Origin of the sequence: Brevundimonas sp. (assembly GCF_036402095.1) — a bacterium.
Taxonomy (GTDB): domain Bacteria; phylum Pseudomonadota; class Alphaproteobacteria; order Caulobacterales; family Caulobacteraceae; genus Brevundimonas.
On record NZ_DASWTO010000203.1, the window covers coordinates 1 to 23,486 of the forward strand.

22 protein-coding genes are annotated in these 23,486 nt (G+C 71.0%); 10 read left to right on the forward strand and 12 right to left on the reverse strand.

All coding sequences use genetic code 11. The annotated features are described in order from the left end of the window. From VGD32_RS13295 to VGD32_RS13305, 3 genes are all read left to right on the forward strand, one after another. Positions 1 to 753 (forward strand): MFS transporter (locus VGD32_RS13295; protein ID WP_331032359.1); only part of this gene is annotated, 753 nt, incomplete at its 5' end. Further along, positions 750 to 1,535, forward strand: a complete 786-nt coding sequence (gene mazG / locus VGD32_RS13300; protein ID WP_331032360.1) for a nucleoside triphosphate pyrophosphohydrolase — start codon at positions 750 to 752, stop codon at positions 1,533 to 1,535. The genes VGD32_RS13295 and mazG, both read left to right, overlap by 4 nt. A gap of 32 nt (positions 1,536 to 1,567) precedes the next feature. Beyond that, complete coding sequence (locus tag VGD32_RS13305; RefSeq protein WP_331032361.1) at positions 1,568 to 1,867, forward strand: DUF3303 domain-containing protein; 300 nt, start codon at positions 1,568 to 1,570, stop codon at positions 1,865 to 1,867. Positions 1,868 to 1,896: 29 nt separating this feature from the next. Here the strand turns inward: VGD32_RS13305 and hflX are convergent, their stop codons facing one another. The 7 genes from hflX to VGD32_RS13340 form a co-directional block, all read right to left on the reverse strand. Then, on the reverse strand, positions 1,897 to 3,204 hold the full coding sequence (hflX, locus tag VGD32_RS13310) for a GTPase HflX (protein ID WP_331032362.1): 1,308 nt from the start codon (positions 3,202 to 3,204) through the stop codon (positions 1,897 to 1,899). A gap of 169 nt (positions 3,205 to 3,373) precedes the next feature. Further along, the gene (gene hfq / locus VGD32_RS13315) at positions 3,374 to 3,619 is read right to left on the reverse strand and encodes an RNA chaperone Hfq (RefSeq protein WP_055830158.1); all 246 of its coding nucleotides are present in this window, start codon (positions 3,617 to 3,619) and stop codon (positions 3,374 to 3,376) included. Positions 3,620 to 3,728: 109 nt separating this feature from the next. Further along, a complete protein-coding gene (locus VGD32_RS13320; protein WP_331032363.1) occupies positions 3,729 to 4,592 on the reverse strand; it encodes a D-amino-acid transaminase in 864 nt (287 codons plus the stop codon). Further along, positions 4,589 to 6,007 (reverse strand): sigma-54 dependent transcriptional regulator, encoded by a 1,419-nt coding sequence (locus tag VGD32_RS13325; RefSeq protein ID WP_331032364.1) that lies wholly within the window; start codon positions 6,005 to 6,007, stop codon positions 4,589 to 4,591. Before VGD32_RS13325 ends, VGD32_RS13320 begins: the two co-directional genes overlap by 4 nt. Before the next feature lie 9 nt (positions 6,008 to 6,016). Further along, the gene (locus tag VGD32_RS13330) at positions 6,017 to 8,308 is read right to left on the reverse strand and encodes a PAS domain-containing sensor histidine kinase (protein ID WP_331032365.1); all 2,292 of its coding nucleotides are present in this window, start codon (positions 8,306 to 8,308) and stop codon (positions 6,017 to 6,019) included. Then, positions 8,305 to 9,357: a tRNA dihydrouridine synthase DusB gene (dusB, locus tag VGD32_RS13335; RefSeq protein WP_331032366.1), complete on the reverse strand. Its 1,053-nt coding sequence runs from the start codon at positions 9,355 to 9,357 to the stop codon at positions 8,305 to 8,307. The genes VGD32_RS13330 and dusB overlap by 4 nt, the downstream gene beginning before the upstream one ends. A gap of 50 nt (positions 9,358 to 9,407) precedes the next feature. Next, entirely contained in the window at positions 9,408 to 9,827 is a 420-nt protein-coding gene (locus VGD32_RS13340) for an MAPEG family protein (protein ID WP_331032367.1), read from the reverse strand. Between the two features lie 111 nt (positions 9,828 to 9,938). Between VGD32_RS13340 and VGD32_RS13345 the strand changes: the two genes are divergently transcribed. Further along, on the forward strand, positions 9,939 to 11,075 hold the full coding sequence (locus VGD32_RS13345; protein WP_331032368.1) for a bifunctional 2-C-methyl-D-erythritol 4-phosphate cytidylyltransferase/2-C-methyl-D-erythritol 2,4-cyclodiphosphate synthase: 1,137 nt from the start codon (positions 9,939 to 9,941) through the stop codon (positions 11,073 to 11,075). Here the strand turns inward: VGD32_RS13345 and VGD32_RS13350 are convergent. Continuing rightward, entirely contained in the window at positions 11,072 to 13,393 is a 2,322-nt protein-coding gene (locus tag VGD32_RS13350) for a fused MFS/spermidine synthase (protein WP_331032369.1), read from the reverse strand. The genes VGD32_RS13345 and VGD32_RS13350 overlap by 4 nt on opposite strands. A gap of 83 nt (positions 13,394 to 13,476) precedes the next feature. Here VGD32_RS13350 and VGD32_RS13355 point away from each other — a divergent pair, with 83 nt between their 5' ends. Both VGD32_RS13355 and VGD32_RS13360 read left to right on the forward strand, forming a co-directional pair. Further along, positions 13,477 to 13,968 carry a CinA family protein gene (locus VGD32_RS13355; RefSeq protein ID WP_331032378.1) on the forward strand — a complete coding sequence of 164 codons (492 nt, stop codon included), beginning with the start codon at positions 13,477 to 13,479 and terminating at the stop codon, positions 13,966 to 13,968. After that, positions 13,965 to 14,195: a sulfurtransferase TusA family protein gene (locus tag VGD32_RS13360; RefSeq protein WP_331032370.1), complete on the forward strand. Its 231-nt coding sequence runs from the start codon at positions 13,965 to 13,967 to the stop codon at positions 14,193 to 14,195. The genes VGD32_RS13355 and VGD32_RS13360 overlap by 4 nt, the downstream gene beginning before the upstream one ends. Here VGD32_RS13360 and VGD32_RS13365 read toward each other — a convergent pair. Next, positions 14,158 to 15,096 (reverse strand): YihY/virulence factor BrkB family protein, encoded by a 939-nt coding sequence (locus tag VGD32_RS13365; RefSeq protein ID WP_414644423.1) that lies wholly within the window; start codon positions 15,094 to 15,096, stop codon positions 14,158 to 14,160. The two genes, VGD32_RS13360 and VGD32_RS13365, sit on opposite strands and share 38 nt — an antisense overlap. A 172-nt stretch (positions 15,097 to 15,268) precedes the next feature. Between VGD32_RS13365 and VGD32_RS13370 the strand changes: the two genes are divergently transcribed. From VGD32_RS13370 to VGD32_RS13380, 3 genes are read left to right on the forward strand one after another with little or no spacing between them, the layout of a single operon-like run. Beyond that, a complete protein-coding gene (locus VGD32_RS13370) occupies positions 15,269 to 16,582 on the forward strand; it encodes a diguanylate cyclase domain-containing protein (protein WP_331032372.1) in 1,314 nt (437 codons plus the stop codon). A 42-nt stretch (positions 16,583 to 16,624) separates the two neighbouring features. Further along, positions 16,625 to 17,221: a winged helix-turn-helix domain-containing protein gene (locus VGD32_RS13375; protein ID WP_331032373.1), complete on the forward strand. Its 597-nt coding sequence runs from the start codon at positions 16,625 to 16,627 to the stop codon at positions 17,219 to 17,221. 5 nt (positions 17,222 to 17,226) lie between these two features. After that, a complete protein-coding gene (locus VGD32_RS13380) occupies positions 17,227 to 17,967 on the forward strand; it encodes a hypothetical protein (protein ID WP_331032374.1) in 741 nt (246 codons plus the stop codon). Positions 17,968 to 17,970: 3 nt separating this feature from the next. Here the strand turns inward: VGD32_RS13380 and VGD32_RS13385 are convergent, their stop codons facing one another. From VGD32_RS13385 to VGD32_RS13395, 3 genes are read right to left on the reverse strand one after another with little or no spacing between them, the layout of a single operon-like run. After that, positions 17,971 to 18,456: a GNAT family N-acetyltransferase gene (locus VGD32_RS13385; RefSeq protein WP_331032375.1), complete on the reverse strand. Its 486-nt coding sequence runs from the start codon at positions 18,454 to 18,456 to the stop codon at positions 17,971 to 17,973. A gap of 1 nt (position 18,457) precedes the next feature. Continuing rightward, entirely contained in the window at positions 18,458 to 21,913 is a 3,456-nt protein-coding gene (mfd, locus tag VGD32_RS13390; protein WP_331032376.1) for a transcription-repair coupling factor, read from the reverse strand. After that, positions 21,913 to 22,185 (reverse strand): succinate dehydrogenase assembly factor 2, encoded by a 273-nt coding sequence (locus VGD32_RS13395; protein WP_331032377.1) that lies wholly within the window; start codon positions 22,183 to 22,185, stop codon positions 21,913 to 21,915. The genes mfd and VGD32_RS13395 overlap by 1 nt, the downstream gene beginning before the upstream one ends. A 225-nt stretch (positions 22,186 to 22,410) precedes the next feature. On the opposite strand from VGD32_RS13395, the gene VGD32_RS13400 reads away from it, so the two are divergent. Further along, the coding region (locus VGD32_RS13400; RefSeq protein WP_331032379.1) for a DEAD/DEAH box helicase at positions 22,411 to 23,486 on the forward strand (1,076 nt) is incomplete at its 3' end.

A 23,486-nucleotide genomic window follows, 5' to 3' on the forward strand; every position in this document is an offset into this window, starting at 1 on the left:
GTCTTCACGCCCGAGCCGAAGAACGTCACCCCGCCGCCGCACGGCGGTCTGGGCGCCACGCTGGCGCTGATCGCCAAGCCGGTGCTGCGCCGCCTGCTGCTGTCGGATTTGATGCTGGGCGCCGCGCGCGGCCTGATCGGCGTGCTGTTCTTCTACTTCTTCGAGCAGGCCCGCGGCTTCGAGCGCGAGCAGACGTCGATCCTGCTGCTGGTCTATTTCGTCGCCGGTCTGGTCGGGGCGCCGATCTGGGCGGTGCTGGCCACGCGCATCGGCAAGCACCGCGCCCTGGCCGTCGGCAGCGTCTATTTCGCCGTCAGCTTCGCCGCCGCCACCCTGCTGGTCCCGGCGGGCAACTTCCCCGCCGCTCTCGGCGCGATGTTCGGCGCGGGTCTCGCCTTCGGGGCGGCGGACCTGCTGCTGCGCGCCATGATGGCCGACGCCTCGGACGCCATCCGGCTCGATGTCGGCGCGGACCGGACCGGCCTGCTGTTCTCGATCCTCAACGCCACCTCGAAGCTGGGCTACGCCGTGTCGGTCGGCGCCTTCGCCGTGTTGGAGTGGATCGGTTTCGACGCCGCCCCCGGCGCGGTCAACGATCCGGACGTGATCCTCGGCCTCCAGTGGCTGTTCATCGCCGCCCCCGTGGTCCTGCTCCTGATCTCGGCCCTGGTCCTGCGCATCTATCCGCTGACGCCCGAGCGGCACGCCGACATCCGGGCTCGGCTGGCCGCCCGCGACGGAGAGGCCGTGTGAGTCCTGTCGATCGGCTCAACGCCATCATGGCCCGGCTGCGCGACCCGGTCGACGGCTGTCCGTGGGATGTCGAACAGACCTTCCAGACCATCGCCCCCTACACGCTGGAGGAGGCCTATGAGGTCGCGGACGCCATCGAACGCGGCGACTGGGACGAGCTGAAGTCGGAACTGGGCGACCTGCTGTTCCAGGTCGTCTTCCACGCCCGCATGGCCGAGGAACAGGGCCTGTTCGCCTTCGATGACGTTGCCAACGCCATCGCCGACAAGCTGGAGCGCCGCCACCCGCACGTATTCGGGGACGAGGCGGCCAAGCCCGACGGCGCCGCCCAGAAGGCCCGCTGGGAGGACATCAAGGCCGACGAGCGCAAGGCGAAGGCGCAGCACGGCGTGCTGGACGACGTCCCCGTCGGCCTGCCCGCCCTCGCCCGCGCCGCCAAGCTGACCAAACGGGCCGCCCGCGTCGGCTTCGACTGGCCCTCGACCGACGAGGTGTTCGACAAATTCGTCGAGGAGGTGGCGGAGCTTCGCGCCGAACTCGCAGCCGGCGACGTAGAGAAGGCCCGGGAGGAGATTGGCGACCTGCTCTTCGTCATGGCCAATCTCGCCCGCAAGCTGGGCGTCGAGCCCGAGGACGCCCTGCGCGGAACCAACGCCAAATTCGTCCGCCGCTTCGCCTTCATCGAAGCCGAACTGGCGAAGGCGGGTCGGACGCCGGAGCAATCCGACCTCGCCGAGATGGACGGGTTGTGGAACGCGGCGAAGGCGGCGGAGCGGCGATAGGTTCGCAAGGACCGGCCGAGAGGAGTTGGGCGATGCTGTTCATGATCATTGAGACCTTCCGGGACAACGACATGGCGCCCGTCTATGAGCGGCTGCGCGAACGGGGTCGAATGCTGCCCGAGGGCGTCGAATTCGTGGACAGCTGGGTCGAAGCCGGTTTCGCCCGCTGCTTCCAGCTGATGCGGTGCGACGACCTCGCCCGGCTGCAGGCCTGGATTCTGGGCTGGCGCGGCGCAGGAGTGACCTTCGAGGTCATCCCCGTTCTGACCGGCGCCGAGACGCGCCCTTTGGTCGAGGCGACACTGCCCGGGACGAGCGACCCGGCGGCCTGACAGCCAAGGACGCGACCGGCGCGGGCCGATCAGGACGCCGGGAACTGGCGCTCGAACCGGCCGAGCGCGGCAGGGTGCAGCCGGACCGTCACATGGGTCCGCCCCTCGTCGTCCGTCTCGCGTCCGGTGACCCGGCCATTCTCGTACAGCCAGGCCAAGGCCTCGCCCTGTGAGGGGTCCAGCACCAGTTCCGTCTCCGGATCGTCGTCGATCAGGCCGGCGATGGCCTGGCGGAGGGCCTCGATCCCCTCCCCGGTCCAGGCTGAGACGGCCACGGCCTCGCCCTGGGCCCGCAGCCGTTCGGCCTGGCCCAGCACCGCCTCGCGCGCATCCGCGTCCAGCAGGTCGATCTTGTTCCAGACCTCCAGCACCCGGCGCGTCCTACCCTCTGGCGTCTCGATCTGTTTAAGCACCGCCTCGACGTCCTTGCGCTGGGCGTCGCTGTCGGGACTGGCGATGTCGCGGACGTGCAGGATCAGATCGGCCTCGCCCACCTCCTCCAGCGTCGCCCGGAAGCTCTCGACCAGTTCGTGCGGCAGGTCGGAGATGAAGCCGACGGTGTCGGCGACGATGGCCGGCCGGCCCTGGGGCAGGCGGATGGTCCGCTGGGTGGTGTCGAGGGTGGCGAACAGCAGGTCCTTGGCCACCACGTCCGACCCGGTCAGCCGGTTGAACAGCGTCGACTTGCCGGCGTTGGTGTAGCCGACCAGGGCCACCGTCGGGAACGGCGCCTTCTGGCGCTGCTTGCGGTGCAGGCCGCGGGTGCGGCGCACCTCCTCCAGCTCGGCCTTCAGCTTGACGATGCGGTCGGCGATCAGACGGCGGTCGAGCTCGATCTGGGTCTCGCCGGGGCCGCCGGTCGATCCGGTGCCCCCGCGCTGACGCTCCAGGTGGGTCCAGGTCCGCACCAGCCGCGACCGCTCGTAGTCCAGCCGCGCCAGCTCGACCTGCAGCCGGCCTTCCTTGGTCCGCGCCCGGCGGCCGAAGATCTCGAGGATCAGGCCGGTGCGGTCGATGACCTTGCACTCCCAGGCCTTCTCCAGATTGCGCTGCTGCACCGGGGTCAGCTGGTCGTCGACGACCACAGCCTCGGCCTCGGCGGCCCGGACCAACGCCGCCAGCTCCTCCACCTTGCCCGAGCCGAACAGGGTGGCGGGCGTCGGCTTGCGGATGCGCACGATCTCCTCGGCGCGGACGTCGAGGTCCAGCGCCCGGGCGAGGCCGGCGGCCTCCTCCAGCCGCTCTTCCGCCAGCCGCGAGCTCTCGCTGCGGCCGTCGGGGTGGATGACGATGGCCCGGATCAGCGGGACGGCGTGGTCGATCAGTTGGGTGGCCAAGTGGGGCGTGCTGCTTTCTCTAGGTCGTCATCCTCGGGCTTGACCCGAGGATCGGACTGTCCGGTGCTGGACGACAGATAGGCGCCCGCTGGCCATAGGGCCATCCCCGGCGGCAGTCCGCATTGGTCTCCGGCCCCGGGTCAGGCCCGGACGACGGAAAGGTCCGGCGTCAGTCCTCGTCGGCTTCCGGCTCGTACAGCTGCACCGGCGCCGACGGCATGATGGTCGAGATGGCGTGCTTGTAGACCAGCTGCGACTGGCCGTCGCGGCGCAGCAGCACACAGAAGTTGTCGAACCAGGTGACGATGCCCTGCAGCTTGACCCCGTTGACGAGGAAGATGGTCAGCGGCGTCTTGGTCTTGCGGACGCTGTTGAGGAAGGTGTCCTGGAGGTTCTTGGACTTGTCTTGCGACATGGCAGGTTCAGCCTGTTCTTGATTGTTGCGCCGGCCAAGGGGGGCGGTCGGGACCGGATCGAGCGCCCGGTCCCTCACCTTAGCCACCCCGGCCTCGAAGCCGCAACGTCTAGATGGCCTCGCGCCGCGCCTGATCGAGATACAGGGCCCGCAGCTTCGTCGCCACCGGCCCCGGCTTGCCGTCGCCGATCTTCGCCCCGTCGATCGACACCGCCGGCATCACGAAGCCGCTGGCCGAGGTGTAGAAGGCCTCCCTCGCGCGCTTCGCCTCGTCGACCGAGAAGGCGCGTTCCTCGACCTCCAGCCCCTCGTCGGCGGCCATCCGCATCACGGCCGCCCGCGTGATCCCGTGCAGGATGTTCGACTGCGTGTCGCGCGTGCGCAGCTTGCCGGTCTCGTCGACGATCCAGGCGTTGGTCGAGGAGCCCTCGGTCACCAGCCCCATCTCGTCGACCATCCACGCCTCGGCGGCGCCGCGTTCCTTCGCCGCCTGCTTGGCCAGCACAGTGGGGAGCAGGCCGACGGTCTTGATGTCGCAGCGGCCCCAGCGGATGTCCGGATGGGTGATGACGGCCACGCCCTTCGCCGCCGCCGCGTTTCCCTTCGACAGCGGCAGCGAGCGAGCCGTGACGACCACGCTCGGCGGCGTGCCCTCGGCCGGGAACGGATGGTCGCGCCGCGCCGTGCCGCGTGTGACCTGGATATAGACCAGCCCCTCGCGGACCCGGTTGCGCCGCACCGTCTCCTTCAGCACCCGCTCCAGCGCCTCGCGGGACATCGGGATCGGGATGCGCAGCTCGCCCAGGCTGCGGTGCAGCCGCGACATGTGGCCGTCGAAATCGGCCATCCGGCCGTCGAACACCGACCACACCTCGTAGACGCCGTCGGCGAACTGGAAGCCGCGGTCCTCGACATGAACGGTCGCATCGGCGTGCGGGCGATAGGTTCCGTTGACGTAGGCGACGCGGCTCATGCCTCGACCGCTCCCTCTTCCTCGTCGTCGATGGCCCCGCGTGCGGGCGAGACGCCCAGCGACTTCAGCTTGCGGTGCAGGGCCGACCGCTCCATGCCGATGAAGGCGGCCGTGCGCGAGATATTGCCGCCGAAGCGCATGATCTGCGCCGCCAGATATTCCCGCTCGAACACCTCGCGCGCCTCGCGCAGCGGCAGGGCGATGATGCGCTCGGCGCCCAGCGAGCCGCTCGATCCGGCGCTGGTCGCCTCCTGCGGCAGGGCGTCGGCGCCGATCGGCTCGTTGGGATCCCCGGTGGCGAGGATCAGCAGCCGCTCGACGTTGTTTCTCAGCTGGCGGACGTTGCCGGGCCACGGGTGGACCTGCAGCACGGCGATGGCGTCGTCGCCCAGTCGCCGGCGCGGCAGCCCCTGCGACGCCGCCAGGGTCTCGATGAAATAGTCGACCAGCTCCTGGATGTCCTCGCGCCGTTCCGCCAGCGCCGGCACCCGGATCGGCACCACGTTCAGTCGATGGAACAGGTCCTCGCGGAAACGACCTTCGGCGATCTCCTGCTTCAGGTCGCGCGAGGTCGAGGTGATCACCCGCACGTCGACCTGCACGTCCTGTTCGCCGCCCACCCGGCGGAATCGCTGCTCGACCAGCACGCGCAGGATGCGGCTCTGGCTCTCGCGCGGCATGTCGCCGACGTCGTCCAGATAGAGGGTGCCGTTGTGGGCCCGCTCGAACACGCCGATCTTGCTCGGGCGGCCGTCGTGGCCTTCCTCCCCGAACAGTTCGAGGTCGAGGCGCTCAGGCGTCATGCCCGCCGCCGCGATGGCCACGAACTCGCCGCGCGCGCGGGCGCTCGCCTCGTGAATCTGCCGCGCCACCAGCTCCTTGCCGCTGCCGGGCGGGCCCGAGATCAGCACGCGGCTGTTGGCCGGCGCGACCTTGGCGATGGTGCTGCGCAGCGCCTGGGCCGCCGCCGAGCGGCCGATGAAACCGGTCGGCGCCGCGACCTGGGCGCGCAGCCGCCGGTTCTCGCGCTTCAGCGAAGACGCCTCCAGCGCGCGTTGAACAACCACCACCAACCGGTCGGACTTGAACGGCTTTTCGATGAAGTCATAGGCCCCGCGCTGCAGCGCTGTGACCGCCGTCTCGATATTGCCGTGGCCGGAGATCATCACCACGGGCAGGTCGGGGTCGAGACCCTTGATGACGTCCAGCAACTCCAGCCCGTCCAGCCCGCCGCCCTGCATCCAGATGTCCAGCAGGGCCAGAGACGGCTTGCGGGCGCGGATGGCGGCCAGCGCCTCGTCGGAGTTGGACGCGGTGCGGACGGCGTGACCCTCGTCCTCAAGCAGGCCCGAGACCAGCTCGCGGATGTCGGCCTCGTCGTCGACGACCAGAATATCGGCTCCCGTGGATCGCATGTCGCCTCGCTATTCACCGGCCGCGACGATCGAGGGCCGGGACGACTTCGCGTCCTTGCCCCCGGCCGCGGCCGCTTGCAGTGGAGATTTCAGGGGGAAGACCAGGCACACCCGGGCGCCGGACAGCTGCTCGGCGTCGGCCAGCTTCAGCTCGCCGCCATGCTCCTCGCAGATGCGTTTGACGATGGCGAGGCCGAGGCCCGTGCCCTTCTCGCGGGTGGTGACATAGGGCTCGGTCAGCCGGTCGCGGTCCTTCGCGGGCAGGCCCACGCCGTCGTCCTCGATGATGAAGGTGGCCAGGCCGTCCGCGACCTCGAGCCGCGCCGAGACCCCCGGGCGCTTGCCGTCCTCCCGCTTCGGCGCCGCCGCCCGCCGCGCCGCCACCGACTCCCCGGCGTTCTTGAGGAGGTTGGTCAGGGCCTGGCCGACCATCCGCCCATCGGCGTGAAGTACGACCGCCGGCAGCGGCTCGATCAGTTCGACGCCGATGTCGGGTGCCGCCACCCGCTGGGCGAAGACGGCCTCGCGAAGCAGCTCCGCCGGGTTCTCGGCCGTGAAGCGCGGCGCCGGCATGCGGGCGAAGGACGAGAATTCGTCGACCATCCGCCCGATGTCGCCAACCTGACGGATGATGGTTTCAGTGCAGCGGTCGAACACCTCGACGTCGTCGCCGACCTGTTTGCGGTAACGCCGCCTCAGCCGCTCGGCGGACAGCTGGATCGGCGTCAGCGGGTTCTTGATCTCATGGGCGATGCGCCGCGCCACGTCGCGCCAGGCGGCGTTGCGCTGGGCGGTGACCAGTCGGGTGATGTCGTCGAAGGTCAGCACCATCTCGCCGCCGACGCCGCCCTCGATCCGTACGCGCAGCCGCCGCGTCTCGCCGCCCCGGCTGACGTCGATCTCTTCCTCGATGTGCGCCTCGGCCCGGCCGGCCAGTTCGCTCAGTTCCGGCGCCGCCTCGCCCAGGGGGCGGCCGATGATCCGGGCGTCGGACAGGGCCAGCAGCTCGACGGCGCTGTCGTTGATGGCCGACACGCGGCGGCGCTTGTCGACCCCGATCACGCCGGCCGAGACGCCGGACAGCACCGTCTCGATGAAGCGGCTTCGTCCGGTGGCTTCCTCGCTGGCGGCCCTCAGCGCCGCCTGCTGCGCCTCGAGGTCGCCGGTCATCCGGTTGAAGGCGGCCGTCAGGTTCTTGATTTCCCCCGGACCGTCCTCGCCCTCGACGCGCGCGGTCAGGTCGCCGCCGGCCACCCGGTCCGCCGCCTCGACCAGGCGGCCGATCGGGGCGGAAATGGCGCTTGCCGCCGACATGCCCAGCCAGACGGCGCCGACCAGCACCAGCAGCGCGGTCTCGATGTAGCTCAGCGCGAAGGCCGCCTGGATGCGGTCGCGGCTGGCGCGGGCTTCGCGATAGGCGACGATCGCGGCCTCGCCGTTGCGCATCTGGGCGATCAGCCCGGGCTGCAACGGCCGGACGAGATACAGATAGGCGTCCCCGAACGCCGGCAGGGCGATGAGCGACCGGACCGCGTCCGGGTTCTCCGTCACCTGCTGGGGCGGCTCTCCGCCCTCGTTCGCGGCCTCGAGAACGACGCGCGGCGGCGCGACGTACGGCGGAGCGCCCGGGGCTTCGCCGCTGGCCAGAACCTCGCCCTCGGAGCCGAGGATGTAGATCGCGGGATAGCCGAACAGGTCGGCGATCTGGGTCAGGGCGTCGGAAAACTGGATGCGGTTCTCGAACAGCGGCCGGGCTCCGGCCAGCTGATCCGAAATCACCCGCAGATCGCCGTCCATCTCGTCGGACACGTCGTCCAGATAGGCTTCACCGATCAGGGCGCCGTTATCGACGGCGGATTTGACGTTGTCGCTGAACCACTGATCCACGCCCCGGTTGACCAGCACGCCGAAGACCAGTGCGATCAGCACCGCCGGCGCCAGCGCCACCAGCGAAAAGAGGGTCACGAACCGCAGGTGCAGGCGGGCGCCGGCGTGGGTGCGGCGCTGGAACAGCGAGAAGACCCGGCGTCCGACGACGATCGCGAGCCCGCCGATCAGCAGCAGGTTGACGCCCAGCGTCGCCAGCACGGCCTGGCTGGCCATGCCGCGCGCGCCCTCGCCGCTCGCGCCCGGAGCCACCGCGACCAGCCAGATGGCCGCTACCGTGATCAGGAAGGCGACGGTGTAGGCGATCAGGAAGGTGTTGCGCCGGCGCTCCTCGGACCAGCCGGCGAACCAGCGCGCCGGCCCGCGCAGCGGGGCGGCGTCCAGTTCGGCTGCCGTGGAGGGCGTGTCCGTCATGCCGCTCCAGCTTCGGCGAACTGTGGCTCAATATCAACAGCTGAGTTGCCTGAAAGCGTCACTGTCCGCCACAGCTCCGCCAGGGCGGCCTCGACCTCGTGCGGCTCCGCCAGCCGGCAAAGCCGCGCCTTGGCCGCCCGCCGCTCCACCGGATCGGCCGGCCAGGGCGCCTGCTCGACGTACCAGCCGAGGTGTTTGCGGAACATCTTCAACCCCAGCGGCAGGCCGTAGAAGGCGACCGAGGCGCGCAGATGCTCGACCACGATGGCCAGCCGCTCTTCAGCCCCGGGTTCCTGCAGCACCGTCCCGTCGGCCAGCGCCCGCTCCAGATGCGCCGCCAGCCATGGCCGGCCGTAGACCCCGCGCCCCAGCATCAGCGCGTCCGCGCCCGACTGCTCCAGCGCCGCGCGCGCGTCCCCGGCGGTGACGATGTCGCCGTTGACGATCACCGGCACGCGCACCGCCGCCTTGACCTCGCCGACCGCGCGCCAGTCGGCGACGCCGGTGTAGAACTGCTGCCGCGTGCGGCCATGCACCGTCACAGCCCTGACGCCGAGCGCCTCGGCCCGCCGCGCGAGCTCGGGCGCGTTGCGGCTGGAGTCGTCCCAGCCCAGCCGCATCTTGACGGTGACGGGCCGCGAGGTGGCGTTCACCGCCGCCTCCATCAGCCGGCAGGCCAGGTCGGGCGTCCTCATCAGGGCCGAGCCGCAGGCTGAGCCGGTGACCTCCTTGGCCGGACAGCCGAAATTCAGGTCGACGATGTCGGCTCCGGCGCGCTCGGCCATGCGCGCGCCCTCGGCCATGGCGGCGGGATCGCGCCCGACCAGCTGGATCACCGTCAGCGGCAGTCCCTCGCCCACCGCCGCGCGGCGCACCACGTCCGACCGCGCCCGGGCCAGTTCGGCGGCGGCGACCATCTCGGTGGCGACATAGGCCGCGCCCAACCGGCTTGCAAGCCGCCGGAACGGCAGGTCGGTGATGCCGGTCATGGGCGCGGTCAGCACCCGGCCGGGCACCCACACGTCGCCGATCTGGAGGCCGTTGCGCATGGCCGGGCAGATAGGGCTTTTGCGTCGCCCGGTCCAACCCCGCGGCGACCTCAGATAAGGGCGGATGCGGCTCGCAGCGCCAGAACGACCAGCACCACGCTGGCCGCCATGAAGACGGCGAAGCGAAGCGGGATCAGGTTCACCAGCGCCTGGATCAGGCTGTGAACCACCCGCAGCGCCACATAGGCCCAGGCCAGACCGAGATTGAGTCCGTCGCCCTGCTCCAGCAGCGCGAGGGTCAGGGCCGTGGCGTAGAACAGCGTCGGCTGTTCCATCAGGTGATTGTAGTTGTCGGCCTTCCACCGCACCCGCGGCGGCAGGCCGCCCAGCATGACGTCGCGGGGCAGATTGCCGTCCAGCGGGGTCCGGGCCCGGAGCATCGCCGGCAGGCGGGTGGCGTACAGCCAGGCCCACATCACCATCGACCAGAGCACCAGGGCGATGACCGGTTGCAGCATGGCGTGGCTCATTGGACGTCCTCCCCACGGTCACGCTCGCCCGCCCGGGGCCGGCTGTCAAACAGGCCGGGCGTCTCCCGCCGGGCACTCGTCAGGGCGGCATGGCGTGTCTACAAGCGGGCCATGAGCTTCTTCGCCGTCATCGTCGCCGCCGGGACCGGCTCCCGCGCAGGCGGCCCCAAGCAATGGCGCGACCTCGGCGGCCGGCCCGTGCTGCGCTGGTCCGCCGAAGCCCTGCTGGCCGCGGGCGCGTCGGAGCTGGCCGTGGTCGTCGCGCCCGGCGACGAGGCCCGGGCGGCGGAGGCGCTGGCCGGACTGGACCGCTGGTTCGCCGTCGCCGGCGGCGACACGCGCGCGGCCTCCGTACAGGCCGGCCTGAACGCCCTGACGGCGCCGTCTGACGCCCGGGTGCTGATCCACGACGCCGCCCGGCCGCTGCTGGACGCGGCGACGATCCGCCGGGTCCTCGCCGCCCTCGAGGCGCATCCGGCCGCCCTCCCCGTGCTGCCGGTCGCGGACAGCCTGCGCCGGGGCGCCGACGGCCTGATGGGCGATCCCGTCGACCGTGACGGCCTGTGGCGGGCCCAGACGCCGCAGGGGTTCCGGCTGGGAAGGCTCCGTGACGCCTACGCCGGCTGGGCGGGCGTCGCCGCGCCGACCGACGACGTCGAGGTGGCCCGCGCCGCCGGGCAGGCGGTAGCCATGGTCGCCGGCGATCCGCGTCTGATGAAACTCACCTTCCCTGAGGATTTCGCCATGGCCGAGGCCCTGATTCCGCGTCGGACCCGCGTCGGCCAGGGCTTCGACGCCCACCGCTGGGGACCGGGCGCGTCGGTCTGGCTGTGCGGCGTCGAGATCGCCCACGACCAGACCCTGATCGGCCATTCCGACGCGGACGCCGGCCTGCACGCCCTGACCGACGCCATCCTCGGAGCCATGGGCGACGGCGACATCGGCGACCATTTCCCGCCCACCGATCCGCAATGGAAGGGTGCGGCGTCGGACCGGTTTCTGACCCACGCCGTCGAGCGGCTGCAAGCTCGCGGCGGCCGGCTCGTCAATGTCGACGTGACCCTGATCTGCGAGCGGCCCAAGGTGAAGCCGCATCGCCAGGCCATGCGCGAACGCCTCGCCGCCCTGCTGTCGCTCCCGCTCGACGCCGTCAGCGTCAAGGCGACCACGACCGAGGCGATGGGCTTCACCGGCCGCGGCGAAGGTCTCGCGGCCCAGGCCGTGGCGACAATCGACCTGCCCGCCTAGGTCGGCCGCTCGGGCGGCGGCCGGAAGGCGCGCCACAGAGAGCCGAACAGATTGACGTAGTCGTCGGTCCACGGCCGCACCGTCGTGGCCGGCGAGGCGGCCCAGTCCGGATGCGTGCGGAAGTCGGCCAGACCCGCCTCGCTGGGCGAGATGACCAGCGCCTCTGTCGAGGCGATGGCCATGTCCGGCATGGATCCGTCCTCGAGGTACAGATTGTGCAGGCTCGGCTTGCCCAGCGCCCGCGCCGCCGCGATGGCCGGCAGGGTGATGTCGAGATTGCGGTTCGACAGGTGCAGCAGCACTACGCCGTTCGGCTTCAGCAGCTTCAGATAGCCCTCGATGGCCTCCACCGTCAGCAGATGCGTCGGCACGGCGTCGGACGAGAAGGCGTCGATGATCAGCAGGTCGTACGACCCCGCCGGTTCCCGGTTCAGCGTCAGGCGGGCGTCGCCCAGCACGGTGCGGACCTCGCCGGCCGCGCAGTCAGAGATGTAGGTGAACCAGCGCGGGTCGCGCGACATCCGGTCGACCATCGGGTCGATCTCGAAGAATGTCAGCCTGTCCCCGGCGCGCTTGTAGGACGCCATGGCGCCGGATCCCTGACCGACGACGCCGATGTTCGCGGGCCCGCGCTCGCCCACGATCGTCGCCGCCTGCCCGATCGGCGTCATCGGGTGGTAGTAGAGGGTCGGCTGGCAGTCGAATTCGCGGTCGCGCGCCTGGGCCCCGTGCAGGGTCGTGCCGTGCATCAGCACATGGACATCGCCGCCCATCCGCTGGTCATCAATCTTCGCCACCCGCATGACGCCGAAGAAGCTGCGCTCCGAATAGCTCCAGTCATAGACCCGGACGACGTATTGCGACGAGAGGGCGATCATCGCCAGCACGGCCACGAAGGCCGGCGCCCGGTCTCTGAGCAGAAAGGCGCAGATCGCCACCGGGCCGAGGATCCACAGCGCCAGCTGGTCCAGTCCGAAGGGCGAGATCTCATAGAATTTGGCGCGCGCGGCGTCGTCATAGGTGATCCACGCCGACAACAGCACCGGAAGCAGGGCGAACACGGCCGCCGCGACCAGGGCCCCCTTCTCCTCGGCGCGCAGCGGCCCCCGGCCCCAGGGCCGGGCCAGACCGACCAGCACCAGCACCAGCGGGTACTCCCAGACCATGTTGAAGATCACCGGCGCCAGCAGGGCGGTGAAGGCTCCGCCGACAACGCCGCCGATCGACAGCAGCAGATAGAACTCGGTCAGCCGGTCCGGCGGCGGCCGCCGCGCCGCCAGGGTCTGATGGCACATCAGGGCGGCGAAGAAGAAGGCGAGGATGTGCACCGCGAAGGCGATCGGCCATTCCAGCGTCCGGAAGGCCACCAGCAGCACGCACACCGCGCCGATCGCGCCCTGCACCGCCAGGGTGATGGGCAGCGGGATCCAGGGGCGGGCCTGGAAGGCGATGACGAAGGTCAGCAGATACAGCGCCAGCGGAATGACCCACAGGAAGGGGGCCGAGGCGACGTCGGTCGACAGGTGGGCCGTCACGCCCAGCATCAGGCTGGACGGCGCGGCGGCCAGCAGGATCAGGACGCCCTTCTCGCGCCACGGGATCGGCGCCGTGGTCGCCAGCTGCGCCGGCTCGGCGCTGCGGTCCAGCCGCCGGCTCCAGACCACGAAGGCCAGCACCGCCACCATCAGCAGGAAGGCCGCATAGCCCCCGCTCCACCCCATCCGCTGCGCCAGCAGATTGGTCAGCGGCTCGATCAAGAACGGATAGGACAGCAGGGCCAGGAAGCTGCCCAGGTTGGACGCCGCATAGAGGACGTAGGGGTTCTTGCCGTCGGGATAGCCCGCCCTGACCCGCGCGAACCAGGCCTGCAACAAGGGTGCGGTCGCCGACAGCACCGCGAACGGCGCGCCCACAGACAGGGTCAGGGTGGCCAGCAGCCATCCGATCGGCGCGGCCGGGTCGGGATCGCCCAGCCAGCCGTTGATGTGCAGCGGCAGGAACAGCGCCGCGAGCAGCAGCAGGACGAGGTGGACGGCGACCTGCACCTTGATCGAGGCGATCTGCTGCAGCAGGTGGGCGTAGAGGTAGCCGGCCAGCAGCGCCGCCTGGAAGAACACCATCGCCGTGTTCCACACCGCCGGCGAACCGCCGAGCATTGGCAGAACCAGCTTGGTGACCATCGGCTGGACCACGAACACCAGCGAGGCCGAGGTGAAGATGGCCAGGGCGAACAGCAGCGGCGTCAGCCGGTCGGCCGGTCGCATCGGCGCGGCGCGGCCGCCGGCGCCGAGGCCCGGATCGTCAGTGGTGTCGGTCATGCCCGCCCCGTATGCTGGCGCCGTCCCCGGGCGCATCGCCCTACCCTGAACCGACTCGCCGCCGCTTCGGAAGGCCCTGATTGATGTTCCCCGCCGACGTCGAATCCCTCGCCCGTCAGGTCATCGAAGCCGCATCCCTGCGGGGTCTGATGCTCGCGACGGCCGAAAGCTGCACCGGCGGCCTGGTCACCGGCGCCCTCACCGCCGTTCCGGGATCGTCCACCGCCGTCGAGCGGGGCTTCGTCACCTACAGCAACGCCGCCAAGAGCGACCTGCTGGGCGTTTCGGCCGATCTGATCGCGCGCGACGGCGCCGTCTCGGAGTCCGTCGCCCGCGCCATGGCCACAGGGGCGCTGGACCGGTCGGCGGCGCAGGTGTCGGTCGCGGTCACCGGCGTCGCCGGCCCGGGCGGCGGTTCGCCGGACAAGCCGGTCGGCCTGGTGCATTTCGCCGCGGCGGGTCCCGCCGGCGTGATCCACGTCGAGCGCCGCTTCGGCGACACCGGCCGCGAGGCGGTCAGGCTCGCGAGCGTCCGCGTCGCCCTGGAGCTCTTGCTGGACCGGATCGGCGCATGATCGTCGACGCCCGCGGCCACCGCTGCCCCACCCCCAGTCTGAAACTGCAGAAGGCCCTGCGCGAGGCCGGCCCCGGCGCCCGCCTGACCCTGCTGGCCACCGACCCGATGGCCCGCATCGACGTGCCCCATCTGATGGCCGGCGTCGGCGGTCGCGTGGTCTCGATCGTGGAGGCGGACGGCGTCCTGACTATCGCCGTCGAGACGCCCGCCGTTCCGACAGGCTGACGACCGAGTCCGGCAGGGGGTCGGCCGGCTCCAGCTCCGGCGCCCCGCTCGACCGCTGGACGATCTCCATCTCGGTGGCGAAGGCCCCGCCGTAGAAGATGGCGTTGACGTTCCACGACAGCCAGATCAGCAGCACGACGATGGCGCCGACCGAGCCGTAGGTGGCCCCCAGCGGGGCGATCTGCTCGACATAGATGGCGCACAGCCACGACGAGATGGTCGACATCACCGTGGCCACGATCCCGCCGACGATCGATGGAAACCACGCCACCGGCGTCCGGTGCGACATGGCGTAGCGGTAGAGCATGGTCAGGCCGACGCCGAGCCCAAGCGCCGGCCACAGGCCCACGAAGGCCACGCCGCCGCCGTTGTCCGCGGCGGCCCCGGGTCCGGTATGTTCCAGCAGGCGCGACGTCACCACGGCGCCCGATACGACGGTGAACAGGGCGAAGGCGAACAGGGCCACGAAGAAGGCCAACAGGTTGAACTTGAGGAAGCCGTGCGGCTCCGTCTCATCGTGAATGAGATTAAGTCCCGCCAGCAAGGCCTTGAATCCCCGATGGGCCGCATAGCCGCCGATGATCAGGGCGAAGGCGCTCTGGGCCGATACCGTCCGTGCGGAAGCGTTGGCCAGCCGGTCGATCTCGGTCATGAAGATGGTGCGCGCCGCGTGCGGCATGACGTCGGCCAGCGCCGCGGCCTGTTCGCTCACCTGCCCGATCGACAGGACCGCCTTGTAGAAGCCGATCAGGATGGCGATGGCCGGAAACACGGCCAGCAGGGCGAAGAACGACACCCCGCCGGTGTAGAGCATGACGTCCCGGCCCCAGCTGCGCGAGAACGCCTTGACCGCCAGCCGTCCCCACAACGCCGGCGCCGCCCAACGCACGGCGTCCTTCATATCCGTCCTGGCCTGCAAACCGATATCCCGTCCCGCCTCCGATGCTGCTCCTTTAACGCAATTCGCCGCTGGGGAAAGGATTGCGGCGCCGGTTGCCTCGCCACGGCGACCCTCGCTATGGTCCGCCCGCTTGAGAGCGCGGCCCGGGTGGGGGGCTGCTGGAGACGCCGCCTTGACTTCCGATCCGCGCATCCTGGTCGTCGCCCCTGATGACGACCTGATCGGCTCCCTGTGCCAGGGACTGGACGCGCTGGGCTGGCGCACCGTCACCGCCCGCTCGCTGGCCGGAGCGGTGCAGGTCCTGATCGACTGGCCGCTTGAAACCGTGGTTCTCGACGCCCGTCTTCCGGACGCCGCCGCCGGAGTCGCCGCCCTGCGCCAGACCGTGGCGCCGCGCCGGCTGCCGGTCATGGCGATCGGCCCCGAGGCGCTCGACTGGCCCGCCGGCGTCGCCGACATCGCCATGTCAGGCCCGCCGCACGCCGCCCAGGCCGCCCTGCGCCTCGAGAACCTCGTCCGGGCCGCCATCGCCGAGGAGGAGGTCACGCTGCGCGAGGCCACCTTCGCCGCCCGGGGCGAACCGCTGCCGCGGACCGAGGAGGACGCCAGCCCCCTGCGAATCCTCGCCGCCGGAAAGCCGGACCGCCATTTCCTGGCCCTGTCCAACGCCCTGATCGCTCACGGCTGCGACGTGGTGGCGGCGCCCACGCCCTACACCGCCTTCGACTATCTGCATGAGCGGCCATTCGACGCCGCCGTCCTGTGGGGCGCCGAAGACCACGCCCCGGCCCTGTCGATCGCCTCGGGCATGAAGCGCAACACCCGCCTCTACCATATCCCCGCGGTGCTCTATCTGCGCGGCTCCGGCGAGATCAATCTGTCGGAGCTCTACAACCGCGGCTTCGCCGACGTCGCCGCCGCCGACACGCCGGAGGAGGAGACGGCCGAGCGGATCGTCGCCCTCGCCCGCCATCATCGCCGCCACGTCGCCATCCGGCGGGCCCTGGAAAGCGCCCGCGGCTCCGGCCTGACGGATCCGGCCACCGGCCTGTTCACCCCCGAGCTGTTCGCCAGCCATCTCGCCCGGGTGGCCGAGGGTGCGCGCCTGCGCCGCCGCCCCCTCTCCGTCGTCGTGCTTCGGGTGTCCGAGACCCCGGCCGTGGCCGAGGCCCGCAAGGGCGGCTGGCTGGATCGCGCCCTGCCCCAGATCGGGGCCATGGTATCCCGTCTGATCCGCACCGAGGACACGGCCGCCCGCCTGTCGCCCGACGTGTTCGCCCTCGCCCTGCCCGCCACGCGCGGGCCGTCCGGCCGCATCGCCGCCGACCGGATCGCCGCCGTCATCGGCTGCACCGCCTTCGACGCCGGGCCGGACCGCTCCCCATTCGTGGTCGAGTTCGAGGTCGGCGTCGCCGAGGTCGGGCCCGACGAATCCCCCGCCGCGGTGCTCGAACGGGCCTCGAAGGACATCCGTGCCTCCGTCTGACGGCCATTTGACAACTGCAGTTGTCTAATGCAGGTTCGGGCCATGACGGCCCGGCCCTCCGCCCTGCTCGACGATCTGGACACCGCCCTGGTGGCGCTGGCCCCCATCCGGCGTCGCATCCTCGCGGCCCTCGTCCAACCCGCCTCGGCCGCCGGCCTGGCCGGGCAGCTGGGCATGCCCCGACAGAAGATCGGCCACCATCTCAAGGCGCTCGAAGGGGCCGGCCTGATCCGGCTCGCCGGCGAGCGGAAGAAGCGCGGCTTCACCGAACGCCTGTTTGTCGCCGCCGAACAGTATGTGCTGGACCCGGCCCTGCTTCAGGCCCCGCCCGATCCCGACGCGGTCGAGGCGCAGGACCGTCATGCCGCCGACCATCTGATCTCCACCGCCTCGGCCATGGTCCGCGACGTCGCCCGCATGCGTCAGGCCGCCGAGGCCGAGGGCGCCCGCCTCCTGACCCTGACGGTCGAGGCCGACGTGTGCTTCGCCGCCCCCGCCGAGTTCGACGCCTTCACCAGCGAGGTGGCCGACGCCGTCGCCGCCCTCGCCCGCAAATACGCCGCGCCCTCGGGGCGGCGCTACCGCCTCACCGCCGCCGCCCATCCGGCGGTGGCCCGACCCGCCCCGACAAGGAACTGACCGCCATGACCGAAGCCGCCGACAAGCCGATGGAAGACCACGTCCTCGTCGAGGTCACCGTCCCCGCCCCGGCCGACGCAGTCTGGGCCGCCCTGCGCGACCCGGCGAAGATCAAGGACTGGTTCGGCTGGGAAACCGACGGCCTCAAGGACGAGATCGACTTCATCTTCGTCACCCATGCGGAGGCCGACGAATCGCGCCGTACCGTCACCTTCGTCGGCGTCAACGACCGCTACGAAGTCGAGGCGCGCGGAGAGGCCAGCCTCGTGCGGGTGGTCCGCTCGGCCCCGGCCGGAACATGGACCGACGTGTTCGACGGCATGATCGAGGGCTGGATTTCCTTCACCTGGCAACTGGCCTTCGCCTTCGCCCGCCACCCGGGTCAGCCCCGCCGCACCCTGTTCTTCTCCGGCCCGCCGCGCGCCGACCGTCTGGCCCGGTCGCTGCTGGGTCTCGACGCCGCCCCGGCGCCGGGCGAGCCGTGGTCGATGCCGCTCGGCCCGGACGCGGAGGCCTCCGGCCAGGTCTGGTTCACCGCCCGCCATCAGATCGGGGTCACCGTCGACGCCTGGGGCGACGGCCTGCTGGTGGTCGTCGACCAGCCGCCCACCGACAAGAAGCCTCGCGGCTCCACCATGCTGACCCTGACCACCTACGGCCTGTCGGAAGAGCAACTCGCTGATCTGAAGACCCGCTGGCAGGCGTGGTGGGATCCGCGCTTCGAGACCGTCGAACCCGGCTGCTGACGCTCAGAGCCGCCGGTACATGATGTGCAGCCCGACCAGCCCCTCGCCCGGATGGTCGAAGGCTTCGGGCGCCGTGCCGATGATCTCGAACCCCAGCGCCTTCCACAGATGGACGGCGCTCCGGTTGGCCTCCACCACGGCGTTGAACTGCATCGCCCGGTAGCCGTCCGCCTTCGCCCGCGCGATCACGGCCTCGCCCAAGGCGCGGCCGACGCCACGGCCCCGCGCAGACTCCGCCACCATGAAGCTGGCGTTGGCCACATGCGCCCCCGGGCCCATCTGGTTCGGTCCGTACTTGGCCGTGCCCAGCACCGCGCCGGCCTCGTCGACCGCGACCAGAACGACCCACGACGGCGGGTTCCACAGCGCCCGCCCGCCCGCCTCGTCCAGGTCGCGCGGATAGGTGTAGGTCTCGCCCACGCGCACGACGGCCTCGACGATCGGCCAGATCGCCGGCCAGTCCGCTTCCGTCGCCTCCCGGATGCGCACCTCAGGCGGCTCCCGCGACCCGCGCCAGATCGGTGGTGATCCGCTCGGCCACCTTCAGCCGCTCCTCCGGCGTGTCCCAGTCGCCCTTGACCACGATCTTCTGATCCGGCCGTATCTTCCAGAAGGCGTGGTTCTTCTGGATCAGGCCGACCAGACCCGTCGGATTGGGGAACTCGTTGTTGCGCAGGGTCAGCACCGCGCCCTTGGGGCCGATGTCGATCCGCTCGATGCAGGCCGTCTTGCAGTTGGCCTTGATGCCGACGATGCGCAGCAGTTGCCGCGCCTCGTCCGGCAGGGGGCCGAACCGGTCGATCAGTTCGGCCGCCAGCGCCTCGCGCGTCTCGTTGTTCTCGGCGTCCGACAGACGGCGATACAGACTCAGCCGCACGTTCAGGTCCGGCACATAGTCCTCGGGGATCAGCACCGCCGCCCCGACGTTGATCGCCGGCGACCAGCCGCGGTCGACGACGCCCCCGCCCTCGCCCGCCTGCCGCAGCTCGGCCACCGCGTCCTCCAGCATCTGCTGGTACAGCTCGACGCCGACCTCGCGGATGTGGCCCGACTGTTCGTCGCCCAGCAGATTGCCGCCGCCGCGCTGGTCCAGATCGTGGCTGGCCAGTTGGAAGCCGGCGCCGAGGTTGTCCAGCGACTGCAGCACCTGCAGCCGCCGCTCGGCCGACAGGCTCATCGGCTTCTCGGGCGGGGTGGTCAGATAGGCGAAGGCCCGCGCCTTGGCCCGCCCGATCCGGCCGCGGATCTGGTGAAGCTGGGCCAGCCCGAACATGTCGGCCTTGTGCACGATCAGGGTGTTGGCCGTCGGCACGTCCAGCCCCGACTCGACGATGGTGGTCGACAGCAGCAGGTCGTAGCTGCCGTCGTAGAAGGCGCTCATCACGTCTTCCAGCTGGGTTGGCGACATCTGGCCGTGGCCGACCACGAATTTGATCTCGGGGACCTGCTCGCGGAGGAACTTCTCGATGTCCGGCAGATCGCTCAGGCGCGGCACGACGTAGTAGGCCTGCCCGCCGCGGTATTTCTCGCGCAGCAGCGCCTCGCGAACCAGCACCGGGTCCCACGGCGTCACATAGGTCCGCACCGCCAGCCGATCGACCGGCGGCGTGGCGATGATCGACATCTCGCGGATGCCCGACAGCGCCATCTGCAGCGTCCGCGGGATCGGCGTGGCCGTCAGGGTCAGCAGGTGCACATCGGCCCGCAGGGACTTCAGCTTCTCCTTGTGCTTGACGCCGAAATGCTGCTCCTCGTCGACGATCACCAGGCCAAGGTCCTTGAACCCGACCTGTTCGCTCAGCACCGCATGGGTGCCTACCACGATCTCGAACGAGCCGTCCTTCAGCCCCGCCCGCGTCTCCGCCGCATCCTTGGCCGTCACCATCCGCGACAGGTGCCGAACCTTGACCGGCCAGCCGGCGAACCGCTCGCTGAAGGTCTTGAAATGCTGCCGCGCCAGGAGGGTCGTCGGGCAGACCACGGCCACCTGCTGGCCGGTCATGGCCACCACGAAGGCGGCCCGCAGCGCCACCTCGGTCTTGCCGAAGCCGACGTCGCCGCAGATCAGCCGGTCCATCGGCGTACCCTTGCCGAGGTCCTCCAGCACGTCGCCGATGGCGGCCAGCTGGTCGTCGGTCTCTTCGTACGGGAAGCGGGCGCAGAACTCGTCGAACAGCCCCTGCGGCGGCGTGATGGCGTCGGAGGTCCGCAGCGACCGCTTGGCCGCCAGGGCGATCAGTCCCTCGGCCATGTCGCGAAGGCGCTGCTTCGCCCTGGCCTTCCGGGCCTGCCAGCCCGCGCCGCCCAGCCGGTCCAGCTGCACGCCCTCGGCCTCGGAGCCGTAGCGGGTCAGCAGGTCGATGTTCTCGACCGGCAGGTACAGCTTGCTCTCCCCGGCGTAGAGCAGTTCCAGGCAGTCGTGCGGCGCCTCCTGGATCTCCAGCGTCTTCAGCCCCTCGTAGCGGCCGATGCCGTGGTCGAGGTGGACCACCAGATCGCCGGTCGTCAGGGCCGAGGCCTCGGCGAGGAAATTCGACGCCCGCCGCTTCTTCTTCGGCCGCGCCAGCCGGTCGCCGAGGATGTCGGTCTCCGAGATGACGGCGATGTCGTCGGTCTCGAAGCCGTGCTCCACCGGCAGCACGCCGCGCAGATACAGATCCTTCGGCGCCGTCTGGACGTCTGCCCAGTCGCGCACGGCCACCACATGCTCGAGCCCGTGGTCGGCCAGCATCGAGGCCAGCCGTTCGGACGAGCCTTCGGTCCAGGACGCGAACAGCACCCGCTTGCCGGCCGTCTTGAGAGCCTCGGCGTGCCGCGCCACAGCCTCGAACAGATTGACGCTGTCCTGCGCCCGCTCGGCCGCGAAGCTGCGCCCCAGCCGCCCGCCGGCGTCCTCTCCCGGACCGTGGAAGGGCGACAGCCGCCGCACCCAGCGTCCGGCCAGGGCGCTGTTCCAGTCGCTCTCCGGCAGATACAGCCGCTCCGGCGGCAGGGCCCGGTAAGCCGCCCCGCCCTTGCCCATGGCCGCGTCGCGCCGGGCGTCGTAGGCGTCCCTGGTCAGGGTCCAGCGCTCGGCCCGCGCCGCCTCGACCTGGTTGTCGAGAAACAGCCGGGCGTCGTCGGGCAGATAGTCGAACAGCGTCTCCAGCCGGGCGTAGAGCAGTGGCAGCCAGTGCTCCATGCCCTGGCGCCGCGCGCCCTCGCTGATCGCCGCGTACAGCGGGTCGTCGCCCGCCGCCCCGAACAGCTCCAGATAGCCGGTGCGGAAGCGCGAGATGCTGTCGGGATCGAGCAGCGCCTCGGACACCGGCGCCAGCGACACGTCCCGAAGTTGCCCCGTCGACCGCTGGGTCGCCGGATCGAAGGTGCGGATCGACTCCAGCTCCGAGCCGAACATGTCCAGCCGCACCGGCTCCTCGAAGCCCGGCGGATAGACGTCGATGACCCCGCCGCGCACCGCGAACTCGCCGCGTTCCGACACCGTCGAGGCGCGCATGTAGCCGTTGGCGGCGAAATACCGTTCCAGCGCCGCCGTATCGAGGTCGAGGCCGACCGTGGTCTCGAACCCGGCGCCGCAGGTCACCTCGCGCGGCGGCGTCCGCTGCATCGCCGCCCCGACCGTGGTCACCAGCAGCAGGGGCTTACTGTCGTCGGGCGCGCGCTGGGCCAGCCGGGTCAGGGCCGCCATCCGCTCGGCCGACACCGACGAGGTCGGGCTCAGCCGGTCGTAAGGCAGGCAGTCCCAGGCCGGAAACTCCACCACTTCAATGTCGGCGGCGAAGAACCGGAAGGCCTGCACGAACTCGCCCATGCGGGCGTAGTCACGGGCGATGAAGGCGCCGACGCCCCCGTCGGCCCGCAACCGTTCAGCCACCGTCAGGGCGTCCAGCCCCTCCGGCGCCCCGCCCAGTTCCTGATCGGCGCGTTTCGAGACCTGCGCGTCCATCAGCCTGCGCCCTCCGCCACCGCCGCGGCGACGTGATCGCGCATGAAGGCCCGGATTTTCCTCATTACCAGCGTCTCGTGCTCCGCCGGCGTCGGTTCCGCGCCGATGATCCAGGCGTACAGACTGTGGTCGTCATCCTGCCCCAGCAGGGCCTCCAGGGAATCCAGTTCCTCGCCGGTCAGGTCTGGCCCGACCTGATCCACGAACGGGCCCAGCACGAGGTCGGCTTCGCGGAACCCCCGCCGCCACGCCCTGAAGGCGATGCGGCCCAATCTCTCTTTCAGACGTGCGTCGATATCGGCCACAAGCTTCCTTGCCCGGTCGGTTCGGGTCGACCGCCGGCCCCGAAGGGCGGCCCTCGACAATGAGTGCGGTGAGATAGCGTTCCAGACGCGCTTTCGCCAGCTATGCTGTCGCTGATGCGGCCGCCGAGTCTCTTTCCCCTGTTCGCCGAGGTCTCCACGCTGAAAGGCGTGGGGCCGAAAATCTTGCCGCTCGTGCAGAAACTGGCCGGGCCGCTGGTCCGCGACCTGCTGTTCCTGTCGCCTTCGGGCCTGGTCGTGCGCCGCCCGATGACCGCCACCACGGCGGTGGAGGGGCTCGTCGGCGTGTTCGACGTCGTCGTGGATCGACTGATCGTGCCCGGCAAGCCCGGCGCGCCGATCAAGGTCCGGGCCTCTGACGCCGACGGCTTCGTCCACCTGATCTGGTTCGGCGGCTCGGCCCAGCACATCGACCGCCTGCTTCCCAGGGGTCAGCGCCGGCTGGTCTCGGGCAAGGTCGAGCGCTTCAACAATGAGGTGCAGATCGTCCATCCGGACGTCTTCACCCCCGCCCAGGCCGGCGACATCGCCGCCGTCGAGCCGGTCTATCCCGCCACCCAGGGCCTGACCTCGCGCGTCATCCGCAAGCTGATCCAGGCTGCGCTCGAACACGCGCCGGAGCTGCCGGAGTGGCAGGACCCCGCCTGGCTCGCCAAACGCCGCTGGCCCGGCTGGCGCGTGGCCCTCGAGGCGCTGCACGCCCCCGCCGCCGAGCCCGACCTCCAGCCCGACGCGCCTCCCCGTCAGCGCCTCGCCTATGACGAGCTGCTGGCCCACCAGCTGGCCCTCGCCCGCCGGCGCCGCGCCCGGCAAATCACCCCGGCCGCGGTCATCGCGCCCGGCGAGCCTTCGGAACGGGTGCTCGCCGCCCTGCCCTTCGACCTGACCGGCGCCCAGGTCCAGGCCATCGCCGAGATCCGCCGCGACCTCGCCTCGGGCGAGCAGATGGGCCGCCTGCTGCAGGGCGACGTCGGGTCCGGCAAGACCGCCGTCGCCGCCCTGGCGCTCGCCGACGCGGCCGCCTCCGGCTTCCAGTCGGCCCTGATGGCCCCGACCGAAATCCTCGCCCGCCAGCACTGGCAGCGGCTCGCTCCGATGCTGGACGCCGCCGGCGTGCCGACCATCCTCCTCACCGGTCGCGACACCCCCGGCGAGCGCCGCGCCCGTCTCGCCGCCCTCGCGTCCGGCGAGGCGAAGGTCGCCATCGGCACCCACGCCCTGTTCCAGGACGCGGTCCGCTTCGACCGGCT

What these genes read in the sequence shown, in the direction of transcription:
- dusB (WP_331032366.1), bottom strand. Translation starts at nt 9,357, where the DNA reads ATGCGCAACGGCCTCCAGATCGGCGACGTGTGGGTGCCCGGCCGGGTG.
- VGD32_RS13375 (WP_331032373.1), top strand. Translation starts at nt 16,625, where the DNA reads ATGACGGCCCGGCCCTCCGCCCTGCTCGACGATCTGGACACCGCCCTG.
- VGD32_RS13380 (WP_331032374.1), top strand. Translation starts at nt 17,227, where the DNA reads ATGACCGAAGCCGCCGACAAGCCGATGGAAGACCACGTCCTCGTCGAG.
- VGD32_RS13345 (WP_331032368.1), top strand. Translation starts at nt 9,939, where the DNA reads ATGAGCTTCTTCGCCGTCATCGTCGCCGCCGGGACCGGCTCCCGCGCA.
- VGD32_RS13330 (WP_331032365.1), bottom strand. Translation starts at nt 8,308, where the DNA reads ATGACGGACACGCCCTCCACGGCAGCCGAACTGGACGCCGCCCCGCTG.
- VGD32_RS13325 (WP_331032364.1), bottom strand. Translation starts at nt 6,007, where the DNA reads ATGCGATCCACGGGAGCCGATATTCTGGTCGTCGACGACGAGGCCGAC.
- VGD32_RS13320 (WP_331032363.1), bottom strand. Translation starts at nt 4,592, where the DNA reads ATGAGCCGCGTCGCCTACGTCAACGGAACCTATCGCCCGCACGCCGAT.
- VGD32_RS13355 (WP_331032378.1), top strand. Translation starts at nt 13,477, where the DNA reads ATGTTCCCCGCCGACGTCGAATCCCTCGCCCGTCAGGTCATCGAAGCC.
- VGD32_RS13360 (WP_331032370.1), top strand. Translation starts at nt 13,965, where the DNA reads ATGATCGTCGACGCCCGCGGCCACCGCTGCCCCACCCCCAGTCTGAAA.
- hfq (WP_055830158.1), bottom strand. Translation starts at nt 3,619, where the DNA reads ATGTCGCAAGACAAGTCCAAGAACCTCCAGGACACCTTCCTCAACAGC.
- VGD32_RS13350 (WP_331032369.1), bottom strand. Translation starts at nt 13,393, where the DNA reads ATGACCGACACCACTGACGATCCGGGCCTCGGCGCCGGCGGCCGCGCC.
- mfd (WP_331032376.1), bottom strand. Translation starts at nt 21,913, where the DNA reads ATGGACGCGCAGGTCTCGAAACGCGCCGATCAGGAACTGGGCGGGGCG.
- VGD32_RS13365 (WP_414644423.1), bottom strand. Translation starts at nt 15,096, where the DNA reads ATGAAGGACGCCGTGCGTTGGGCGGCGCCGGCGTTGTGGGGACGGCTG.
- VGD32_RS13305 (WP_331032361.1), top strand. Translation starts at nt 1,568, where the DNA reads ATGCTGTTCATGATCATTGAGACCTTCCGGGACAACGACATGGCGCCC.
- VGD32_RS13340 (WP_331032367.1), bottom strand. Translation starts at nt 9,827, where the DNA reads ATGAGCCACGCCATGCTGCAACCGGTCATCGCCCTGGTGCTCTGGTCG.